Below are 19,067 nucleotides of genomic sequence, written 5' to 3' on the forward strand. Positions count from 1 at the left end.
AATCGCATCGAGCGCATGTTTGGGCAGCTCAAGATCAACCGCGCCATCGCCACCCGATACGATCAACTGGCCAACAGCTTCCTCGGAATGGTCCATATCGCCACCGCCAGATACTGGCTCAAATTTGTCCACGCCGCCTAGATAGCGTTAGATTCTCGCAAATCCGCCATTTTTTGGCGCTTTGTTTCCCAATTGCGGACCTGCCCCCAGTGCCAATCTCAAAAAACCGCTCCAGCGGTGGTGTAAATTCTTGTCGGCACCCCTTGTGTTGCGATTTGGCAACACTACTTGTTGGTGTGACAGGAGGCTGACACACCATGAACCTCGAAAAATTTACCGATCGCGCCAAGGGTTTTCTCCAGAGCGCACAGACCGTTGCGATCCGGCTGAACCATCAGCGGATCACCCCCGAACATATCCTGAAGGCGCTGCTGGAAGATAACGAGGGCATGGCCGCCGGGCTGATAACCCGCGCGGGCGGCAATCTCGGCATCGCGCAGGCGGAAACCGACAAGGCGCTGGGCAGAATCGCGGCAGTGACCGGCGGCGGGGCGCAGCAGACGCCCGGGCTGGACAACGATGCCGTGCGGCTGCTCGATCAGTGTGAGCAGCTTTCGGCCAAGGCGGGCGACAGTTATGTCACCGTGCAGCGCATCTTGCAGGCGCTGGCACTGGGGCTGACCAATCCGGCGGGACAGGCGCTGAAAGCGGCCAACGTTGATCCGCGCGCGCTGGAAACGGCCATTCAGGAAGTGACCGGCGGGCGCAGTGCGGACAATGCCAGCGCCGAAAATTCCTATGAAGCGATGAAGAAATACGCCCGCGACCTCACCCAGGCCGCGCGCGACGGTAAGCTGGACCCGGTGATCGGCCGCGACGAGGAAATTCGCCGGACGATCCAGATTCTGGCCCGCCGGACCAAGAACAACCCGGCGCTGATCGGTGAACCGGGCGTAGGCAAGACCGCGATTGCGGAGGGCCTGGCGCTGCGCATCGCCAATGGCGACGTGCCCGACAGCCTGAAGGACCGCCGCCTGATGAGCCTCGACATGGGGTCGCTGATCGCGGGCGCGAAGTATCGCGGCGAGTTTGAGGAGCGGCTGAAGGCCGTGCTCGACGAAGTGAAGGGCGCCGAGGGCGAGATCATCCTGTTCATCGATGAAATGCACACGCTGATTGGCGCGGGCAAGGGCGAGGGCGCGATGGATGCGTCCAACCTGCTCAAGCCGGCGCTGGCGCGCGGTGAACTGCACTGCATCGGCGCGACCACGCTGGATGAATACCAGAAGCACGTCGAGAAAGACCCCGCGCTGCAACGCCGGTTCCAGCCGGTGTTCGTCGGCGAACCGACGGTCGAGGACACGATCTCGATCCTGCGCGGTCTGAAGGACCGCTATGAATTGCACCACGGTGTGCGGATCGCCGACAATGCGATTGTCGCGGCGGCGACGCTGTCCAACCGCTACATCGCGGACCGGTTCCTGCCCGACAAGGCGATCGACCTGATGGACGAGGCGGCCAGCCGCATCCGGATGGAAGTGGAAAGCAAGCCCGAGGAAATCGAGGTGCTGGACCGGCGGATCATCCAGCTGAAGATCGAGGAAATGGCGCTCGCCAAGGAGACCGATCAGGCATCGAAGGACCGGCTGGCGGCGCTGCGTGAGGAACTGGCCAATCTGGAGCAGCAATCCGCCGAGGTTACCACCCGCTGGCAGAGCGAGCGCGACAAGATCGCGACCGAAGGCAAGATCAAGGAAGCGCTCGATGCCGCGCGGCTGGAACTGGAACAGGCCCAGCGGGCGGGCGATCTGGCGAAAGCCGGCGAGCTGTCATACGGCCGTATTCCCGAACTGGAGCGCCAGCTGAACGAGGCGCAGGGTCAGGCCGAAAACGCGCTTCTGCGCGAGGAAGTGACCGCCGACGATATCGCTGCCGTGGTCAGCCGCTGGACCGGCATCCCGGTCGACCGGATGATGGAGGGCGAGCGCGAGAAGCTGCTCAAGATGGAGCAGGTGATCGGCCAGCGCGTGATCGGTCAGGCCGATGCAGTGCTGGCGGTGTCCAAGGCGGTGCGCCGCGCGCGTGCCGGTTTGCAGGACCCGAACCGGCCGCTGGGCAGCTTCCTGTTCCTTGGCCCCACGGGCGTCGGCAAGACCGAGCTGACCAAGGCGCTGGCCGGGTTCCTGTTTGACGATGACACCGCGATGGTGCGGATCGACATGAGCGAGTTCATGGAGAAGCACTCCGTCAGCCGCCTGATCGGCGCGCCTCCGGGTTATGTCGGCTATGACGAGGGCGGCGTGCTGACCGAAGCGGTGCGGCGGCGGCCGTATCAGGTCGTGCTGTTCGACGAGGTCGAGAAGGCCCACAGCGACGTGTTCAACGTGCTGCTGCAAGTGCTGGACGATGGCCGCCTGACCGATGGGCAGGGCCGCGTGGTGGACTTTACCAACACGCTGATCATCCTGACCAGCAACCTCGGCAGCCAGTATCTGGCGAACCTGGAAGAAGGGCAGGATGTGGCCACGGTCGAGCCGCAGGTGATGGAAATCGTGCGCGGGCATTTCCGCCCCGAATTCCTGAACCGGCTGGACGAGATCATCCTGTTCCACCGCCTGGGCATGGAGCACATGGCTCCGATCGTGGAAATCCAGGTCGGCCGGGTGGGCAAGCTGCTCAAGGACCGCAAGATCACGCTGGACCTGACCGATGCGGCCAAGCGCTGGCTCGGCCGGGTGGGCTACGATCCGGTCTATGGCGCGCGGCCGCTGAAGCGGGCGGTGCAGCGGTATTTGCAGGATCCGCTGGCCGAAAAGCTGCTGGGCGGGGAAATCCCCGATGGCAGCAGGCTGAAGATCGACGAAGGCGATGGCGCGCTGAACATTGTCGTGACCTGACGGCGCGGGATCCTCCTGAACCGATCGCCAAACCGAAAGGGCGGCGTGGCTGGTGCCACGCCGCCCATTTCCTGTGTCCCGCGCGGGGCAGGCGAACTTAGAAGTTCGCCCGGAACCCGGCGTAAACGTAACGCCCGAAGGTGTCATACGGATCGCCGGCAGCCGTGCCGAGCAGGCCGAACGGCGGCTTCACGTCGGTCAGGTTGTCGATCCCGACATAGAAGTTGAACTTCTTGTCCGGCAGCTCGTAGTTGATCCGCATGTTGTGGTAGATGCGGCCCGGATAGTAGACTTCCGGGAACTGGTCGAGGTTCTGCGGGTCCAGCGTGGCCAGCTGGCCGGGGGTGCAGCTGCCGCCCGACAGGCCGGTGCTGCCCGAAGTCGGGCACAGACCGGTATACTGATGCTGGGCTTCCCACGCACCGACGGCCTGCTTGCCGATATAGCGCACCGAATAACCGACATCGACTGGACCGAAGTCATAGGCGACCGAGAAGTTGGCGGCCCACATCGGATCGCCCAGTTCGCCCAGCTGGCGGTTCGGCACAGTCGGGTTGGTGGGATCAGTGTAGTTGTCCAGCATGGTGACGCGGGTGGCGATCGCACGGACGGTCAGGCGCTGGCCGTTGTCGAACGTCTTGCGATAGCTCAGGTCGATGTCGATGCCGCGCGTTTCCTGCTTGGCATAGTTGACCCCGCCCGAAATCACCGCTGGCTGCACGAACAGGCCGGTGGTCGAATCGCGATTGACGGTCGAGCAGAACGGATTGTTGATGCCGGTCGCGCTGTCATAGCACAAGTTGAGGATGGTCTGCGCGCCCAGTGCGGCGATCAGGTTCGTCACTTCGATGCGATAGTAATCGACCGTCAGGTTCAGACCCGGCAGGAACCGGGGTTCGACCACTACGCCCAGCGTCAGGCTCTTGCCGGTTTCCTGAACCAGCGTCGGGTTGCCGCCCGACACAAAGCCGGTCGACGAGGTGCGCGCGGTGCAGTTCACCCACGGATCGCCGAGTTCACGCTGGTCAGCCGGAACCGACGAGGTGACGCAGGCTGCAACTGCAGCAGCGTTGAACGTGGTCGGCACACCGCCCGCGGCGCAGTTTGCGGCGCGGTTGGGGTTGCTCGAAATGTTGATGGTATCGCAGGGATCGCCGATCTGCGCGAAGTTCTGGGTCTGCGGCGAGAACAGGTTGCTCTGCGTCGGGGCACGGACCGAGGTGGCATAGCCAGCGCGGAACCGGACATCCGGGATCGGCGCATAGATGCCCTGAACGTTCCACGCCCAGACGGTGCCGGCCGAGGTGTTGTAATCCGACACGCGGCCAGCGCCGCTGACGGTCAGTTCATGGGCCAGCGGCATTTCGCGCAGCAGCGGGATGCTGATTTCGCCAAACGCTTCCTTCACGGTCAGCTTCGGCGGAGCGAAGGTGGAGAAGCGGTTGAAGAAGAACGCGCCGTTCTTGGATGCACTGTCGTAATCGCTGAACGCGGTTTCTTCACGGTATTCGCCGCCCAGCGCGAAGCTGATCGGGCCGCCCGGCAGTTCGAACAGCTGCGACAGATCGCCGCTGACGCTGCCCGAAGCGACGAACTGGGTCGCCTTTTCGTTGCGGGTGGCAGTGCCGTTCGAGAATGCGCGCGCTTCTGCGGTGGACTGACCATAGCCGAACAGGTTCAGCGGGATACAGTCGGTGCGGGTGTTGGTGACTGCGTTGACGCGGCAGATCACCTTCTGGCCATCGCCGTTGACGACGAAGTTGGTGCCGGAGAAGCCGACCGGTGCCAGAACCGAATCGACTGCCAGCGCCATGCCGTCGGCTGCCGTGCCGGCATCGTTGCGGATGCGCGCAACGTTGATCGCGTTCATCTTGGTCTTCAGTTCGCCGTAGTTCAGCGAGAGTTCGTAGTTCCAGTCGTCGTTGAACGTGCCTTCGAACCCGCCGACAATGCGATAGGTTTCGCGGGTGTGGGTTTCACCGCGACCGCCAAGGTCAACGTTGAAGCGCGACAGCGGGAAGGTCTGTGCGGCGGTTGCACCGGCGGTGCAGACGCCGTTAGCGGCCAGAATGGCGCGATTTGCGGCGGTCAGGAAGCCGTTGTCGCAGCGCCAGGTCGGGTTGAAGGTGGCCGAGGCGATAAAGGTCGGCTGGCCTTCCTGGTTGGCGCGGGTGCGCACATACTTGGCTTCGACGTAGGGACGGAATGCTTCCGACACGTCGAAGTGGCTGAGCAGGTTGAACGCCATGCGCTCGCTCTTCGGCAGCATCTGGCCAGTGTTGCGCAGGGTCGAGCCGTTGCCGCCCTTGATGTTGGTCGAACCGCCGAGTTCGTAGTTGCCTTCGGGCACATCGACATAGAGCTGGCCCGAATCGTTGAAGCGCAGATAGCGACCCACGCCGACGCGGCCGATGGTGCCGCCGTCAGAGATCGAACCGTTCTTCACGCCGCATTCAAAGTTGGTGTCGAAGATGCCGTCGGTGCCGTTGGGTTCACCGGCAGTCGGTTCCACTGTCTGGAACTGGCAGCGGCCCGAAGACGCCCCGGTCAGGTAATCGCGGGCGAGGAACAGCACTTCTTCCTGGCGGGCATATTCGGCCGACACGGCAATGTTGCCGCGGCCATCGGCGAAGTTCTTGCCCCAGGTTCCGGCGACGAAGTAGCTGCCACGGTCCCCGCGCGAGGAAATCCCGCCCTGACCGCGCAGCGACAGACCTTCGTAGCTGCGCTTCAGCACGAAGTTGACGACGCCGGCGACGGCGTCCGAACCGTAAACGGCCGAGTTGCCGCCGGTCACCACGTCAACGCGTTCCAGCAGGTCAACCGGGATGGTGTTCACGTCGACCAGGTAGTCACCCGGCAGTGCGGTCACGTGGCGCTTGCCGTTGACCAGCACCAGCGTGCGCGAAATGCCCAGGCCGCGAAGGTCAAGGATGTTGAGGCCCGAGGTGCCGATGAAGCGGGTCGAGTTGCCCTGGCTGAAGGTCGAGCGCAGCGACGGCAGGTCGTTCAGCGCGTCACCCAGCGAAATGTCGCCGGTGTCGGTCAGGTCGGCCACGCTGACCGAGGTCAGCGGCACGGGCGAGCTGAGCGTCGGGCGGGCAATACGCGAGCCGGTCACCACGATCTGGGCGGATTCATCCGAATCGCAGACGCCGTTGTTGTTGGCATCTTCACATGCCGCAGCATCGGCGGCCGCATCTTGCGCATAGGCTGTGCCAGCGGTGCCAAGGCCGAACAGCGCCGCAGCAAGCGCCGCGCTGGAAAGACAGGTCGCGCTGTTCAGCGCCGACTTCCGGATGAAATTCATAAGTTTGAGGCCCCTTAGATTATTGCCGCGCAAGGCGCGGAGAACGGTTCAACACAAACGCACCAGGCCAGTCCGCCCATTTGCGTCTGCAGGAACTTTCAGGCGAAAGCTCGATTCCCGCACCTTGTTGCAGTCGTAAAAGGGTTGCAAATCAGGATTTCTGGAACGCGGCATTTGCAGTTGCTGTGTTGTCTTTTTGCAACAAACGCGCATGCGCCATCGCAGGCTGGGGCAGACCTGCCGCTTGACGCTCGCCACCGCGCACCTTAATCGATCGATTAAATTGTCATTGAAAAGGAATCGGGACATGGCGACAGCCTATATCGTTGATGCAGTGCGGACCGCCGGTGGACGGCGTGGGGGCCGTCTGGCCGGGGTCCATCCGGTCGATCTGGCCGCCGCCGCGCTCGACGCGCTGGTGCTGCGCACCGGGATTGATCCCGGCGCTGTCGAAGATGTAATCATGGGCTGCGTCACGCAGGCCGGACAGCAGGCCGGTCAGGTTGGCCGCAACGCGGTGCTGGCGTCCAAGACGCTGCCGCAATCAACCCCGGCGGTCACGATCGATCGCCAGTGCGGTTCTTCGCAGCAGGCGATCCAGTTTGCCGCGCAGGCGGTGATGTCCGGCACGATGGACGTGGTGATCGCAGCAGGCGTGGAAAGCATGACCCGCGTGCCGATGGGCAGCAGCGCAATGTTCCATGCCAAGGAAGGGCTGGGCAATTACAAGTCGCCGGGGCTTGAGGAAAAGTATCCGGGCGTGATGTGGTCGCAGTTCATGGGCGCGGAAATGATTGTCCAGAAGCATGGCTTCACCAAGGACGATCTGGACCGGTTTGCCCTGTCCAGCCACCAGAAGGCGATTGCCGCGACCAACGCCGGGGCCTTTGCTGGCGAAATCGTGCCGATCGCGATCGAGACGCCCGATGGCGCGGCGATGCACACCCAGGACGAAGGCATCCGGTTCGACGCGACGCTGGAAAGCATTTCGGGCGTCAAGCTGTTGTCCGAAGGCGGCACGCTGACCGCGGCCAGCTCCAGCCAGATCTGCGATGGCTCGTCGGCGGCGCTGGTCGTGTCGGAAGCCGCGCTCAAGCGCTATAATCTGACCCCGCTGGCCCGGATCCACACGCTGACCGTGACCGCTGGCGATCCGATCATCATGCTGGAAGAACCGCTGTTCGCGACCGACAAGGCGCTGGCCAAGGCGGGCCTGAAGATCGGCGATATCGACCTCTATGAAGTGAACGAGGCGTTCGCTTCGGTGCCGATGGCGTGGCTCAAGCACACCGGCGCGGACCCGGAAAAGCTGAACGTCAATGGCGGCGCGATTGCGCTGGGCCATCCGCTTGGCGCTTCGGGCACCAAGCTGATGTCGACGCTGCTGCACGCGCTGAAGGCGCGCGGCGGCAAGGTTGGCCTGCAGACGATGTGCGAAGGCGGCGGTGTCGCCAACGTCACGATCGTCGAAATGGTCTGAACTTTTTGGCGGCCCCGGCACGGCGCCGGGGTCGCTCATTTCCGTATATTCAAGAGGACACTGACATGAAGCTCGACAACACTGTTGCTGCCGTCGTCACCGGGGGCGCTTCGGGCCTTGGCGCCGCCACCGCCCGCGCGCTGGCCGCGAAGGGCGTGAAGGTCGCGATTTTCGATCTGCAGGAAGAAAAGGGCAAAGCCGTTGCCGCTGAAATCGGCGGCGTGTTCTGCGAATGCAACGTCACCAGCGACGACAGCGTCGACGCCGCCTTCGCGCAGGCCCGCGCGGCCCACGGGCAGGAACGCATCCTGATCAACTGCGCCGGTACCGGCAACGCGATCAAGACCGCCGGCCGCAGCAAGGAAGACGGCTCGATCAAGCACTTCCCGCTCGATGCGTTCAACTGGATCGTCCAGATCAACCTGGTCGGCACGTTCCGCTGCATCGCCAAGTCGGCGGCTGGCATGCTGACGCTTGATCCGCAGGAAGACGGGGATCGCGGCGCGATCGTCAACACCGCTTCGGTCGCGGCTGAAGATGGCCAGATGGGCCAGGCCGCCTATTCCGCCTCGAAGGGCGGCGTCGTCGGCATGACCCTGCCGATCGCGCGCGATCTGGCGAGCGAGAACATCCGCGTCAACACCATCCTGCCGGGCATTTTCGACACCCCGCTGCTGGCTGGCGCTCCGCAGAACGTGCGCGACGCCCTGGGCGCGACGGTGCTGAATCCCAAGCGCCTTGGCAATCCGGTGGAATACGCCGCGCTGGCGCTGTGCATGGTCGAGAACGGCTATTTCAACGGCGAGGACGTGCGGCTCGACGGTGGCATCCGCATGGCCCCGCGTTAAGGTCACGGCGGTATCTGGCGCCCCTGCGCAGGCGGGGGCCTCAGGCCGCAAGTGGACTGCTGACCGGGTAAATGCCCCCGCCTGCGCCGGGACGCGCCAAAAAAGGGGCGATGCGATAAAATATAACGGGAGAAGGCAATGGGTTATTCGCAGATCAGCCTCGACATCAGCGAAGGCATCGCCACGCTGACGCTCAACCGGCCGGAAAAACTCAATGCCTTCACCGGCACGATGATGAGCGAAATCATCGATGCGATGGACCGCACCGATGCCGATGACAGCGTGCGGGCGGTAATCTTTACCGGCGCGGGCGACCGGGCCTATTGCGCCGGGGCCGATCTGACGCCCGATGACGGGCGCGCGGTGTTTGCCAGCGGCGAGGCGGTGGAGGACCTGTCCGATCCGCGTGTGCGCGATGGCGGCGGGCTGCTGACGCTGCGGCTCTATCAGTCGAAAAAGCCGCTGATCGGCGCGTGCAACGGTGTGGCTGTGGGCGTGGGCATTACGATGCAGCTGCCGATGGACATTCGGCTGGCATCCGAAAACGCGCGGTACGGGTTTGTTTTCGCGCGCCGGGGGATCGTGCCGGAGGCGTGCTCCAGCTGGTTCCTGCCGCGGCTGGTCGGCACCAGCCAGGCGCTGGAATGGTGCATGACCGGCCGGATTTTCGACGCACAGGAAGCGTTGCGCGGCGGGCTGGTCCGGTCAGTCCACCCGCAGGGGGAACTGCTGGACGCCGCGCGCGGGCTGGCGCGTGAAATCGCGGACAACACCTCGGCCGTGTCGGTGGCGATGACCCGCGCGATGCTGTGGCGCATTCCCCCCGGCGCGCACCCGATGGAAGCGCACAAGGTCGACAGCCGCGCGATCTATCGCCTGTCGAAGGGCGTCGACGCGAAGGAAGGTGTGCAAAGCTTCCTTGAGAAGCGCCCGCCCGCCTTCCCTGGCCGGGTTTCTGCCGATATGCCCGACTTCTACCCGTGGTGGGGTGAGGAGCCGCCGTACGAATGACCGACAGCGCGCACAAGACCGACGGCGAGGCCGGCGCAGGCGCCCGCGATCTGTTGTTGCAGACCGCATCGGACATCATGCGCGAAGGCGATATCGTCGATATCTCGCTGTCGGAACTGTCGCTGCGTTCGGGGCTCAATTCGGCGCTGGTGAAGTATTATTTCGGTAACAAGGCGGGCCTGATGCGCGCGCTGCTGGACCGGGACATGGCCGATATCGTCACTTCGGTCGATGCGCTGATGGCCAAGGACATGGCCCCCGATGCGCGGCTGCGGCGGCATATCGGGGCGATGGTCGATACGTTCTATAAAACGCCTTACCTCAACCGGCTGCTGATGCGGCTGGTGCGCGAAAGCGATGATGAAGAAGCGCAGCGGATCGCCAACGCCTATCTCATGCCGCTCCACCGCGCCTATGACCGGCTGATCAAGGACGGGGTCAAGCAGGGCCTGTTCCGCAACGTGAACCCGCAGCTGTTCTATTTCACCGCCACGGGCGCGGCGGACCGGTTCTTTTCCGCCCGGCTGGTGCTGAAGCACTGCTTCGATACCGATACGCTGACCGCCGAATTGCGCGATGCCTATCGCGAGCATTGCATCGACTTCATCATGGCGGGCATTCTGGCTCGCACATGACCGGCAGCTGGCACATCGGGGTGATCGGCGGATCGGGTCTGGCAGCCGGGATCGGTCTAGACGACGCGCAGGAAATCGAAGTCTCCAGCCCGTTTGGCGTGCCGTCCGCCGCTGTCACCACTGGCACGCTGGCCGGGGTGCGCTTTACATTCCTGCCGCGCCACGGGCCGGGGCACCGGATTGCGCCCGCAGCGATCAACTACCGCGCCAACATCGATGTGCTGAAACGCTGCGGGGTGACCGATGTGGTCGCGCTGTCCGCTATCGGTTCGCTGAACGAGGCGATGCGGCCGGGGCATTTCGTGGCGGTGGACCAGTTCATCGACCGCACCACGAGCCGCGCGGGCAGCTTTTTTGGCGAAGGCATTGTCGCGCACGTCAGCCTGGCCGATCCGGTCTGCCCGCGCCTGTCCGGCGGTCTGGCCGATGCGGCGGCGGGGGAGGGGGCGAACGTCCATCGCGGCGGCTGCTATCTGGCGATGGAAGGGCCGCAGTTTTCCACCCGCGCGGAAAGCCGGCTCTATCGCGCTTGGGGTGCGGATGTGATCGGGATGACCGCCATGCCCGAAGCGCGCCTCGCCCGCGAAGCTGAACTACCCTATGGCTTGCTGGCGATGGTGACCGACTATGACAGCTGGCGCGAGGGCGAAGCGGTGAGCGCCGGGGATGTGCTGGGCGTGATGCACCGCAATGTCGCGCTGGCCCACCGGGTGGTGCGGCGCTTCGCCGCAGCGCTGCCCGCGCAGCGCAGCGCCAGCCCGATTGACAGCGCGCTCGACAACGCGGTGATGACCGCGCCCGATGCGCGCGACCCGGTCTTACGCGCCAGGCTGAACGCCGTGGCCGGACGCGTGCTGTGACGGACGGCGAAGTGGTCCTGCACGATTACTGGCGCTCATCGGCTGCCTATCGGGTGCGGATTGCACTCAACCTCAAAGGGGTGGCCTATCGCGCGGTTCAGGTCGATCTGGTGGCGGGCGATCAGCGCGGGGCGGATTACCGCGCGCTCAACCCGCTGGGGCTGATCCCGCTGCTGGAAATCGACGGCCACCGGCTGAGCCAGTCGCTGGCGATCATCGACTACCTCGACGCGCGGTTTCCCGATCCGCCGTTGCTGGCGGCCGATCCGGCTGCGCGCGCGCGCTCACTGGCGGCGGCGCTGACCATTTCGGCAGAAATCCATCCGCTCCAGAACCTGCGGGTGCAGCAATATCTGCGGCATGAGATGGGGCAGGACAAGGCGGCGATTGACGGCTGGTTGCAGCGCTGGCTGGGCGATGGACTGGCGGCGCTGGAAGCGACTGCGCCGGAAACCGGGTTGTTCGGCGGGGCGACCCCCGATCTGGCGGACGTCTGCCTGGTCCCGCAAATGTACAGCGCGCGGCGCTTTGGGGTGCCGACTGGCGGCTATCCCCGGCTGGAACGGATCGATGCGGCGCTGCGCGCCTTGCCCGCGTTTGCCGCTGCCGCACCCGAAGCGGTCAAACCAGCCTGAGCGGCGTCCTTTGCCGTTGCGCTTTGCAGCGGCAGGGCGTAGCCAAATGGTTGCAACAGGAACCATTTTGTCATGCCTTCGCGTTCATCCCGGCTGTCGGATTTCCTGCCCTACCAGATGTCGGTCAGCACCAACGCGGTATCCGATCTGGTGGCGGGCAAATACCGCGCGCGGTTTGGCCTGAAGATCCCCGAATGGCGGGTCATGGCGGTGCTGGGCGATGCCGGCGCGCTGACCCAGCGCGACCTTGTCGGCGCGACCCGGATGGACAAGGTGGCGGTCAACCGCGCCTGCAAGATGCTGGAGGATCGGGGCCTGGCCGCCCGCAGCCCGAACGACCGCGATGGCCGGTCGCACCATCTGGAACTGACCCCGGCGGGCAAGGCGATGCATGCCGAAATCATGCCGCTGGCGCTGAGCATGGAGCAGCAGCTGTTCTCGGTCCTGACCGCGCAGGAACGCCGCGATTTCAAGGCCGTGCTGGCCCGGATCAACGAACAGGTGCGCAAGCTGGAACGGCTGGCACCGCAACACGCACCAGAAAGGGATAACTGACCGATGAAACTTGCAACGCTGCCTGCGCGCGATGGGGTTGGCCGGGATGGACGGCTGGTGGTCGTTTCCGATGATCTGGCCTGGTATGCCGATGCCGATCATCTGGTGCCGACGTTGCAGGCCGCACTGGATGACTGGGACCGGCATGAACCGGTGCTGCGCGCGCTGGCGACGGAACTGGAACACGGCGCGATCCCGCGGGAACGCTTTCATGAACGTGAGGCGCTCGCCCCGTTACCGCGCGCGTATCAGTGGGCGGATGGATCGGCCTACGTCAATCACGTCGAACTGGTGCGCCGCGCGCGCGGCAGCGAATTGCCGGACAGCTTCTGGCACGATCCGCTGATGTATCAGGGCGGCAGCGATGATCTGCGCGGCGCGCGCGCGGCAATTCCGCTGGCTGATCCGGCCTGGGGCTGTGACATGGAAGCGGAAATCTGCGTTGTCACCGGCGATGTGCCGCAGGGCGTCAGCGCGGCCGATGCATTGGGCCATGTCCGGCTGATCGGGCTGGTCAACGATGTGTCGCTGCGGAACCTGATCCCCGGTGAACTGGGCAAGGGCTTCGGCTTCGTCCAGTCCAAGCCCGCCACGCATTTTTCGCCGGTGTTCGCCACGCCCGACGCGCTGGACGCGGCATGGGATGGCGGACGGCTGAACGGGGTGCTGGCGGTGGACCTCAACGGCCAGCCATTCGGCCGGGCCGACGCGGGCGAGGAGTGCACGTTCGATTTCGGCACGCTGATTGCGCATCTGGCAAAGACGCGGCGGATCGGTGCAGGCTCGATCATCGGATCGGGCACGGTATCCAACCGCGATCCCGATGGTTCCCCTGGTCGTCCGGTCAGCGCAGGCGGGCGCGGCTATTCGTGCATCGCTGAACAGCGCATGGTCGAAACCATTGCCAGCGGTGCGCCGACGACCCCGTTCCTGCAATACGGTGATGTGGTGCGGATCGAGATGAAGGACGCGCGGGGGCACACGATCTTTGGCGCGATCGAGAACGAGGTCGTGCAGGGTTAAAGCTTCGCCGCCGACGACGCCCGGTCAACAAGACCGAATAAAAAACCGCCGAGGGCCATGCCCCCGGCGGTTTTTGTCTGGCCCGCAGCTGCGGCCCGCGCCCAGTCCTTCGAGAACTAGTCCTTCGAGAAGGCGTCGGCGATCGAGCAGGCGGCCGGGCCAAGGATCACGATGAACAGCACCGGCAGGATGAACAGGATCAGCGGCACGGTCATGATCGCGGGCAGGCGCGCGGCCTTTTCTTCGGCGCGCATCATGCGTTCGTTGCGGAATTCGGCTGACAGCACGCGCAACGCGGAGGCGAGCGGCGTACCATAGCGTTCGGTCTGGACCATGGTGGTGGTCACGCCCTTCACCGCTTCCAGATTGACGCGGAAGGCCAGGTTTTCAAAGGCCTGGCGGCGTTCGGTCAGGAACGACAGCTCAATCGCGGTCATCGCGAATTCATCGCCCAGTTCTGGGTAGGCGCGGCCCAGTTCCTTGGCCACGCGGTTGAACGCGGCGTCGACGGTCAGACCGGCTTCGGCGCAGATCACCAACAGGTCCAGCGCGTCTGGCAGACCCTTGCGGATCGCGTCGGTGCGCTTGGAAATCAGGTTCGACAGGAAGATTTCCGGGCCTTTGTAACCCAGTCCCACCGCTGCGGCGAAGCCCATCACGCGCTTCATCCCGCCCCAGTCGGGGAAGTAGTTGATGCCATAGATCACGAAGCCCGCGATTCCGCCCAGCACGATCGGCAGCACCATGCGCGCGAAGATGATCGCGACGCCCAGTTCCTTGCGCCGGATCCCGGCCTGCGCCAGCTTCTGCTGGATCAGGACCAGCTGGCTTTGCTGGAGCACCTTCAGCGCGGACAGCGTGTCCCGCATCCGGTCGGTGGTTTCGTTCTTGCGCACCAGGCTGGCGCGTTTCCGGGTCGCGGGCGTGATGATCCCGGCCTTCAGCTGTTCGCGCCGTTCGTTCAGCGATTTGACGCGCTTCTGCATCGGATCGCGGATCGTAATGGCGGTATAGATCGCGAACATGACGGCCATGGTGGCCAGCCCGACCAGGATCGATCCGATCCAGATGACGTCGATGCCAAGCAGTGTGGGTCCGGGCGGGGTGTTCATAATGGTGGTTCCTGTCCCTCGCTCAGATTTCGAAGTTGACCATCTGGGCCATGATGAACACGCCGATGCCCATCCATGTCAGGCCGCCAAGCCCGGTCACGATCAGCCGGTCGTCGGTGAAAAAGCCGCCGAGGTAATTGGGGTTCATCCAGTAGACGAGGCCGAACACGATGAACGGCAGCGACCCGACGATGATCGCGGATGCCTTTGATTCCGAGCTCATCGCCTTGATCTTGAGCTTCATCTGGGCGCGCTTGCGCAGCACGTCGGCCAGGTTCGACAGCGTTTCGGCCAGGTTGCCCCCGGTTTCGCGCTGGATGGCCAGCGTGATGCAGAAAAAGCTGAACTCGGGCGTGTTGAGCCGGTCGGCGGTTTCCTGCAACGCATCTTCCATGGTCTTGCCGACGCGGATGCGGTCGGTCACCAGCTTGAACTCTTCGCCCACCGGGCCGGGGACTTCGGTTGACACCACGCCCAGCGTTTCGGTGACCGGCAGGCCAGAGCGCAGGCCGCGCACCAGCAGTTCGATCGCGTCGGGGAACTTGGTGGTGAAATTGTTGCCGCGCCGCTTGATGAAGTGGCCGACCACCATGTGCGGCAAACCTGCCCCCACCAGCGCGCCAACTCCCAGCGACAGCAGCGCCGCGCCGGATTTCAGGTAGACCAGCACCGTCAGTACAACCGCCAGCCCGATCGAGGCATAGGCATATTGCGCCAGGGTCCAGCCTTTGCCGGTCTGGTGCAACCGCAGCGCCAGCGCCGCGACCCGCGATTCCGAACCGGCGATGTGGTGTATCTGCGGCTTGCGCGATGCGACAGCCTTGCGCAGCTGCGCCTCCACCCGGTCGGTGGCGCTGTCCGAATGCCGGAACCGCACGGCCTGCAACCGGCGTGCGCCTTCCTTCGTCGCCGATGGCCCGGCGAACGCCAGGTAGCCCAGCACCATGAAGGCCATCAGGCCCACGGCAACCAGCAGGATCTGGATCATGTTCATCGTCGGATCACGCTTTCCCTAGCGGGTGCCGAACCGCCGGAGCGGTTCGGTCATCCATATTCCAGCCTGGCCAATCAGCCATTCACCCCGGCGGGTGCCTTGGTCTTGTCCTTCTTCGCCAGCATCGCCTTCAGGTCGAACTTGCCCAGCAGCGAGGTCTTGGTCTTGACCACGTCATCGGCCACGGCCCCGTCACCGACACCCAGCACCGCCTTGGAGATTTCGCGGATCACCGTGCCGGCCTTGGACGAACGGTTGGCGTCGGCGAAGGTCTGCCCCAGCTTGGCGGCATTCGACGCCGCCTTGATGTCATAGGGAATCGTGAAGCTGATCTTGCGTTCGATCGAGGCTTCGAAATCGGCCTTGCTGATTTCGGCAACCCCGGCCTGCACCTTGTTGGCCACCACGATCGGCTGGGCGTGTGCGGCGTTGGCTTTCAGCCACGACAGGATGCGGATCGCGTCACGGGCCGAAGCCAGCGTCATTTCCGCGACCACCAGCACGACATTCACGTCGGCCAGCAGGTGCGGGAAGTTGATCAGCATGTTGCGCGGCAGATCGATCACGGTCATTTCGAACGCCTGGCGGAACTCTTCCTCCAGCTGCACGAAAGCGGCGCCGTCGGTCATCAGCGGCGAATTCATCGGCGCTTCGGCCGACAGGATCGCCAGATGATCGTTGGCACGGATCATCGCGCGTTCGATGAACAGTCCGTCGATCCGGCCCGGATTTTCGATTGCGTCGGTCAGGCCGCGGCCCGGCTCCAGATCGAGCACCAGCGCGCCCGTGCCGAAATGGACATCAAGGTCGAGCAGCGCGGTCGGCATCTTCTCGTCGGCGCTGAACAGCCAGGCCAGCGAAGTGGCGAGCGTCGAGGCCCCCACGCCGCCGCGCGTGCCGATCACCGCGGTAGAGATGTGGCGCTTGGCCGCGGATACGTCCTGGTTCTTGGGCGCAGCAAAAATTGCCTGGGCATTGACCAGCGCATCGCGCACCTGGCCGGGCGACAGCGGCTTGAGCAGGTAGTCCTGGATGCCGCTGGCGATCAGATCGCGATACAGCCGCACATCGTTGACCTGACCGACCGCGATCACCACGGTGCCCGGTTCGCACACTTCGGCCAGCGCGTTGATGTCGCTCAGCGGATCGCCGCTTTCCGACAGGTCGACCATCAGGATGTTCGGGCTGGCGGTGATCGACAGTGACTGGACCGCGTTGCGCAGGCCGCCTTTGTGGCACTTTTCAGGCTGCCAGCCCATTTCGATCACGACCGGGCGCAGCACGTCCAGCGCCGCATCGTCGCAGATGAACGCGTTGAAGGCGTCGCGATTGCCCGGAGTGCCGGGTTTCCAAGGAGCATTCATGATTTACTTCCCGCTCTGGCTGGACTGGGCCTTCAGGCCGCCGTCACCGGTCGGCGTGGCCCCGCGATAGGTTTCGATGGCTTTGGTCGAGCTCATGATCGTGGTCTGGCCCTTGGCCGTGGCGCCCTTGATCAGGTGCTCCGGATCGGCGACCATTCCGGCCAGGTTGCTGTTGACCGCGCAGCCATAGTTCGGATTGGTGGCGTTCAGCGGGTTGGCATCGGAATTGGCCGACCAGTCCGGGCAATTCGGCACGCTGGCGGTGGAGCGGGTGACGATCACCCGCACGGACCCTGCGTTGACATACCCGGCGGTAACCGGGGCTTCATCGCCCAGCAGCATCCCGAACCGGCCGACTACGGCTTCGACCGCCGCGCGGGTGGCGCCGCTGCGCAGCGGATCGTCAATCGCGATCCGATCGCCATAGCGCAGGTCCATCGCTTCGAACCAGCCGCTCAGGCGGCGCTGTTCGGGCAGCGACAGTCCGCCCGGACCGGCGTTGACATCGAGCGTGTAGTTGGTGCGCTGGACCACCGGCTGGCGGTTGCTTTCCAGGCTGCGGTTGGTGGGAATGCCGCCGCAAGCGGACAGGCCCAGCGAAAGGGTGATCGCGGCGGCAAGCGCCATGCGGGTTGAGTGAATGCGCATCATGGTCACCTCTCTCAGTTCAGGCCAAAGCCGGGGGCGGCAGCTTCCGCACTGGCGGTGCGGGTCTTGCTGCGCCTGGGCTTCTTGTCGCCGGATTTGACGGCCGCCGGGGCGGCAGGTTCGATCAGTTCGCCGACCCGGGGGGCCTGCACGGCATCGGGGGCGACCGTGGGGACGGGGCGTTTCGCGCCCATCTTGCCGTCGCTGCCCATGTTGCCCAGCACGCGCTGGATATCATCGGGGCTTTGATAGCCATCGGTCGGCAGCTTGATGTCGTTCGCGTCGACTGGGTTGACCAGATACGGGGTGACGATGATCACCAGCTCGGTCTCGCCCCGGCGGAAGTTGGTTGACCGGAACAGCGATCCCAGGATCGGCAGGTCACCGGCACCGGGCATCTTTTCCACCGTGTTCTGCGCGCTGTTGCTCATCAACCCGGCGATCATGAAGCTTTGCCCCGATCCCAGCTCGATGGTCGTTTCCGCGCGGCGCACGGTCAGTGCGGGCACCTGGAAGCCGTTGATCGTGATCGCGCCCTGGCTCGACAGTTCGGACACTTCCGGGCGGACCCGCAGCGAGATCCGGCCATTGGCCAGCACGAACGGGGTGTATGCCAGGCTGACGCCGTACTTCTTGTATTCGACCGAGGTCGTGCCCAGGCCCTGGCTGATCGGGATCGGGTATTCCCCGCCCGCCAGAAACTCAGCCGTTTCGCCCGACAGTGCGGTCAGGTTCGGGTTCGACAGGGTGGTCACCAGACCAACCTTTTCGCCCATGTCCAGCCCGGCCAGGATGTCCATGCCGAACAGCTTGCCCGCCAGCCCCAGTGCCGTCTGCGACGCCTGATTGCCCGCGAACGAATAGGAGGTGCCGCCGACGATGAACTGGCCCGACTGCGGATTGTACGGCAGCGAGATCGAACCGGCCGGCAGACCCAGGAAGGTCGATGCGTCAAGCCGCGGGAACATGGTGGAATCGATCGCATTGCCGATCACCCCCGGCGTGCGACCGCGCGACATGCCAAAGCTGAAGCCGCCGGTCAGATCGCGGGTCGCCAGGTTGCTGCTGAATTCCTTCACCAGCGAGCGGCTGACTTCGGCGAAGCGGACCTGCAGGTTCACTTGCAGCGGGGTCGACATTTTGAGGCGCGAAATCACGTTCGCGTCCTTGCCGACATACGCTTCGACCAGCCGCTGCGCTTCGGCAGCATCTTCGGGCGCGCCGATCGTGCCGGTCAGCAGGAAGGTGTTGGTGCCCATCGTCGAAACGGCAATCTTGGCATCCGGCATGGCCAGACGCAGCATCTGGTCGACGCTTTCGATATTGGAACCGACCCGGACGTTCGCCGACCAGATGATGTCACCGGCGGCGTTGCTGGCGTAAACCGTGGTTTCCCCGCCCGCCTTGCCGAAGACATACAGCTGGCGCTGCGATTTTACCTGCACGTCGGCGATGGAATCGTTGGCGACGAACACATCGGCCATCGCCCCGCCAACCGTGATCAGCTGGCCGCGCCCGATCGACAGGACGACGTCGCTGGCCGGACGGCTGACCGACTGGGCCTGGGCAGCGGCGACTGGCAGCAGGGCCAGCGGGGCAGCCAGGCAGGCGGCGGACAGGATAGTAGAGGCAAGGCGCTTCATCGGGGTGCCTTTCTGGGCGCCGCACGCGGCGTGGATTGGATTGCGCTTCATG

At 64.6% G+C, this 19,067-nt stretch carries 16 protein-coding genes; 10 read left to right on the top strand and 6 right to left on the bottom strand.

Going from position 1 to position 19,067, the window contains the following annotated elements; genetic code table 11:
• The first annotated feature begins 6 nt into the window (after positions 1 to 6).
• Together Q8Q53_RS12735 and clpB are read left to right on the top strand one after the other, a co-directional pair.
• Positions 7 to 141, top strand: a complete 135-nt coding sequence (locus tag Q8Q53_RS12735) for a transposase (protein ID WP_371136554.1) — start codon at positions 7 to 9, stop codon at positions 139 to 141.
• A 176-nt stretch (positions 142 to 317) separates the two neighbouring features.
• Positions 318 to 2,897, top strand: coding sequence for an ATP-dependent chaperone ClpB (clpB, locus tag Q8Q53_RS12740; RefSeq protein ID WP_305702154.1), 2,580 nt, complete (start codon positions 318 to 320; stop codon positions 2,895 to 2,897).
• Positions 2,898 to 2,994: 97 nt separating this feature from the next.
• On the opposite strand, the gene Q8Q53_RS12745 is transcribed toward clpB, so the two are convergent.
• Positions 2,995 to 6,207 (bottom strand): TonB-dependent receptor domain-containing protein, encoded by a 3,213-nt coding sequence (locus Q8Q53_RS12745; protein ID WP_305702155.1) that lies wholly within the window; start codon positions 6,205 to 6,207, stop codon positions 2,995 to 2,997.
• Between the two features lie 307 nt (positions 6,208 to 6,514).
• On the opposite strand from Q8Q53_RS12745, the gene Q8Q53_RS12750 reads away from it, so the two are divergent.
• From Q8Q53_RS12750 to Q8Q53_RS12785, 8 genes are all read left to right on the top strand, one after another.
• Positions 6,515 to 7,687, top strand: a complete 1,173-nt coding sequence (locus Q8Q53_RS12750; protein WP_305702156.1) for an acetyl-CoA C-acetyltransferase — start codon at positions 6,515 to 6,517, stop codon at positions 7,685 to 7,687.
• A gap of 65 nt (positions 7,688 to 7,752) precedes the next feature.
• Positions 7,753 to 8,535, top strand: a complete 783-nt coding sequence (locus tag Q8Q53_RS12755; protein ID WP_305702157.1) for an SDR family NAD(P)-dependent oxidoreductase — start codon at positions 7,753 to 7,755, stop codon at positions 8,533 to 8,535.
• A gap of 138 nt (positions 8,536 to 8,673) precedes the next feature.
• The gene (locus tag Q8Q53_RS12760; protein WP_305702158.1) at positions 8,674 to 9,546 is read left to right on the top strand and encodes a crotonase/enoyl-CoA hydratase family protein; all 873 of its coding nucleotides are present in this window, start codon (positions 8,674 to 8,676) and stop codon (positions 9,544 to 9,546) included.
• Positions 9,543 to 10,181 carry a TetR family transcriptional regulator gene (locus Q8Q53_RS12765; protein ID WP_305702159.1) on the top strand — a complete coding sequence of 213 codons (639 nt, stop codon included), beginning with the start codon at positions 9,543 to 9,545 and terminating at the stop codon, positions 10,179 to 10,181. Before Q8Q53_RS12760 ends, Q8Q53_RS12765 begins: the two co-directional genes overlap by 4 nt.
• A complete protein-coding gene (gene mtnP, locus Q8Q53_RS12770) occupies positions 10,178 to 11,041 on the top strand; it encodes an S-methyl-5'-thioadenosine phosphorylase (protein WP_305702160.1) in 864 nt (287 codons plus the stop codon). Before Q8Q53_RS12765 ends, mtnP begins: the two co-directional genes overlap by 4 nt.
• Positions 11,038 to 11,676: a maleylacetoacetate isomerase gene (maiA, locus tag Q8Q53_RS12775; RefSeq protein ID WP_305702161.1), complete on the top strand. Its 639-nt coding sequence runs from the start codon at positions 11,038 to 11,040 to the stop codon at positions 11,674 to 11,676. The genes mtnP and maiA overlap by 4 nt, the downstream gene beginning before the upstream one ends.
• Before the next feature lie 72 nt (positions 11,677 to 11,748).
• Positions 11,749 to 12,231, top strand: coding sequence for a MarR family winged helix-turn-helix transcriptional regulator (locus Q8Q53_RS12780; RefSeq protein WP_305702162.1), 483 nt, complete (start codon positions 11,749 to 11,751; stop codon positions 12,229 to 12,231).
• Between the two features lie 3 nt (positions 12,232 to 12,234).
• A complete protein-coding gene (locus tag Q8Q53_RS12785) occupies positions 12,235 to 13,254 on the top strand; it encodes a fumarylacetoacetate hydrolase family protein (RefSeq protein ID WP_305702163.1) in 1,020 nt (339 codons plus the stop codon).
• A gap of 116 nt (positions 13,255 to 13,370) precedes the next feature.
• Here Q8Q53_RS12785 and Q8Q53_RS12790 read toward each other — a convergent pair whose 3' ends face one another.
• The 5 genes from Q8Q53_RS12790 to Q8Q53_RS12810 form a co-directional block, all read right to left on the bottom strand.
• Complete coding sequence (locus Q8Q53_RS12790; protein WP_305702164.1) at positions 13,371 to 14,366, bottom strand: type II secretion system F family protein; 996 nt, start codon at positions 14,364 to 14,366, stop codon at positions 13,371 to 13,373.
• Positions 14,367 to 14,388: 22 nt separating this feature from the next.
• A complete protein-coding gene (locus Q8Q53_RS12795; RefSeq protein ID WP_305702165.1) occupies positions 14,389 to 15,360 on the bottom strand; it encodes a type II secretion system F family protein in 972 nt (323 codons plus the stop codon).
• 74 nt (positions 15,361 to 15,434) lie between these two features.
• Entirely contained in the window at positions 15,435 to 16,724 is a 1,290-nt protein-coding gene (locus Q8Q53_RS12800) for a pilus assembly protein CpaE (protein WP_305702166.1), read from the bottom strand.
• Between the two features lie 3 nt (positions 16,725 to 16,727).
• On the bottom strand, positions 16,728 to 17,375 hold the full coding sequence (locus Q8Q53_RS12805) for a CpaD family pilus assembly protein (protein WP_371136557.1): 648 nt from the start codon (positions 17,373 to 17,375) through the stop codon (positions 16,728 to 16,730).
• 11 nt (positions 17,376 to 17,386) lie between these two features.
• Positions 17,387 to 19,066: a type II and III secretion system protein family protein gene (locus tag Q8Q53_RS12810; protein WP_305702167.1), complete on the bottom strand. Its 1,680-nt coding sequence runs from the start codon at positions 19,064 to 19,066 to the stop codon at positions 17,387 to 17,389.
• Between the last annotated feature and the right edge of the window lies 1 nt (position 19,067).

Source organism: Novosphingobium sp., from assembly GCF_030699305.1.
Classification (GTDB): Bacteria; Pseudomonadota; Alphaproteobacteria; order Sphingomonadales; family Sphingomonadaceae; genus Novosphingobium.

Bases quoted from the DNA above. Each gene is read 5' to 3' on its own strand.
- Q8Q53_RS12755 (WP_305702157.1), top strand. From the start codon at position 7,753: ATGAAGCTCGACAACACTGTTGCTGCCGTCGTCACCGGGGGCGCTTCG.
- Q8Q53_RS12800 (WP_305702166.1), bottom strand. From the start codon at position 16,724: ATGAATGCTCCTTGGAAACCCGGCACTCCGGGCAATCGCGACGCCTTC.
- Q8Q53_RS12790 (WP_305702164.1), bottom strand. From the start codon at position 14,366: ATGAACACCCCGCCCGGACCCACACTGCTTGGCATCGACGTCATCTGG.
- Q8Q53_RS12795 (WP_305702165.1), bottom strand. From the start codon at position 15,360: ATGAACATGATCCAGATCCTGCTGGTTGCCGTGGGCCTGATGGCCTTC.
- Q8Q53_RS12810 (WP_305702167.1), bottom strand. From the start codon at position 19,066: ATGAAGCGCAATCCAATCCACGCCGCGTGCGGCGCCCAGAAAGGCACC.
- Q8Q53_RS12750 (WP_305702156.1), top strand. From the start codon at position 6,515: ATGGCGACAGCCTATATCGTTGATGCAGTGCGGACCGCCGGTGGACGG.
- Q8Q53_RS12765 (WP_305702159.1), top strand. From the start codon at position 9,543: ATGACCGACAGCGCGCACAAGACCGACGGCGAGGCCGGCGCAGGCGCC.
- mtnP (WP_305702160.1), top strand. From the start codon at position 10,178: ATGACCGGCAGCTGGCACATCGGGGTGATCGGCGGATCGGGTCTGGCA.
- Q8Q53_RS12805 (WP_371136557.1), bottom strand. From the start codon at position 17,375: ATGATGCGCATTCACTCAACCCGCATGGCGCTTGCCGCCGCGATCACC.
- Q8Q53_RS12785 (WP_305702163.1), top strand. From the start codon at position 12,235: ATGAAACTTGCAACGCTGCCTGCGCGCGATGGGGTTGGCCGGGATGGA.
- Q8Q53_RS12760 (WP_305702158.1), top strand. From the start codon at position 8,674: ATGGGTTATTCGCAGATCAGCCTCGACATCAGCGAAGGCATCGCCACG.
- Q8Q53_RS12780 (WP_305702162.1), top strand. From the start codon at position 11,749: ATGCCTTCGCGTTCATCCCGGCTGTCGGATTTCCTGCCCTACCAGATG.
- clpB (WP_305702154.1), top strand. From the start codon at position 318: ATGAACCTCGAAAAATTTACCGATCGCGCCAAGGGTTTTCTCCAGAGC.
- Q8Q53_RS12745 (WP_305702155.1), bottom strand. From the start codon at position 6,207: ATGAATTTCATCCGGAAGTCGGCGCTGAACAGCGCGACCTGTCTTTCC.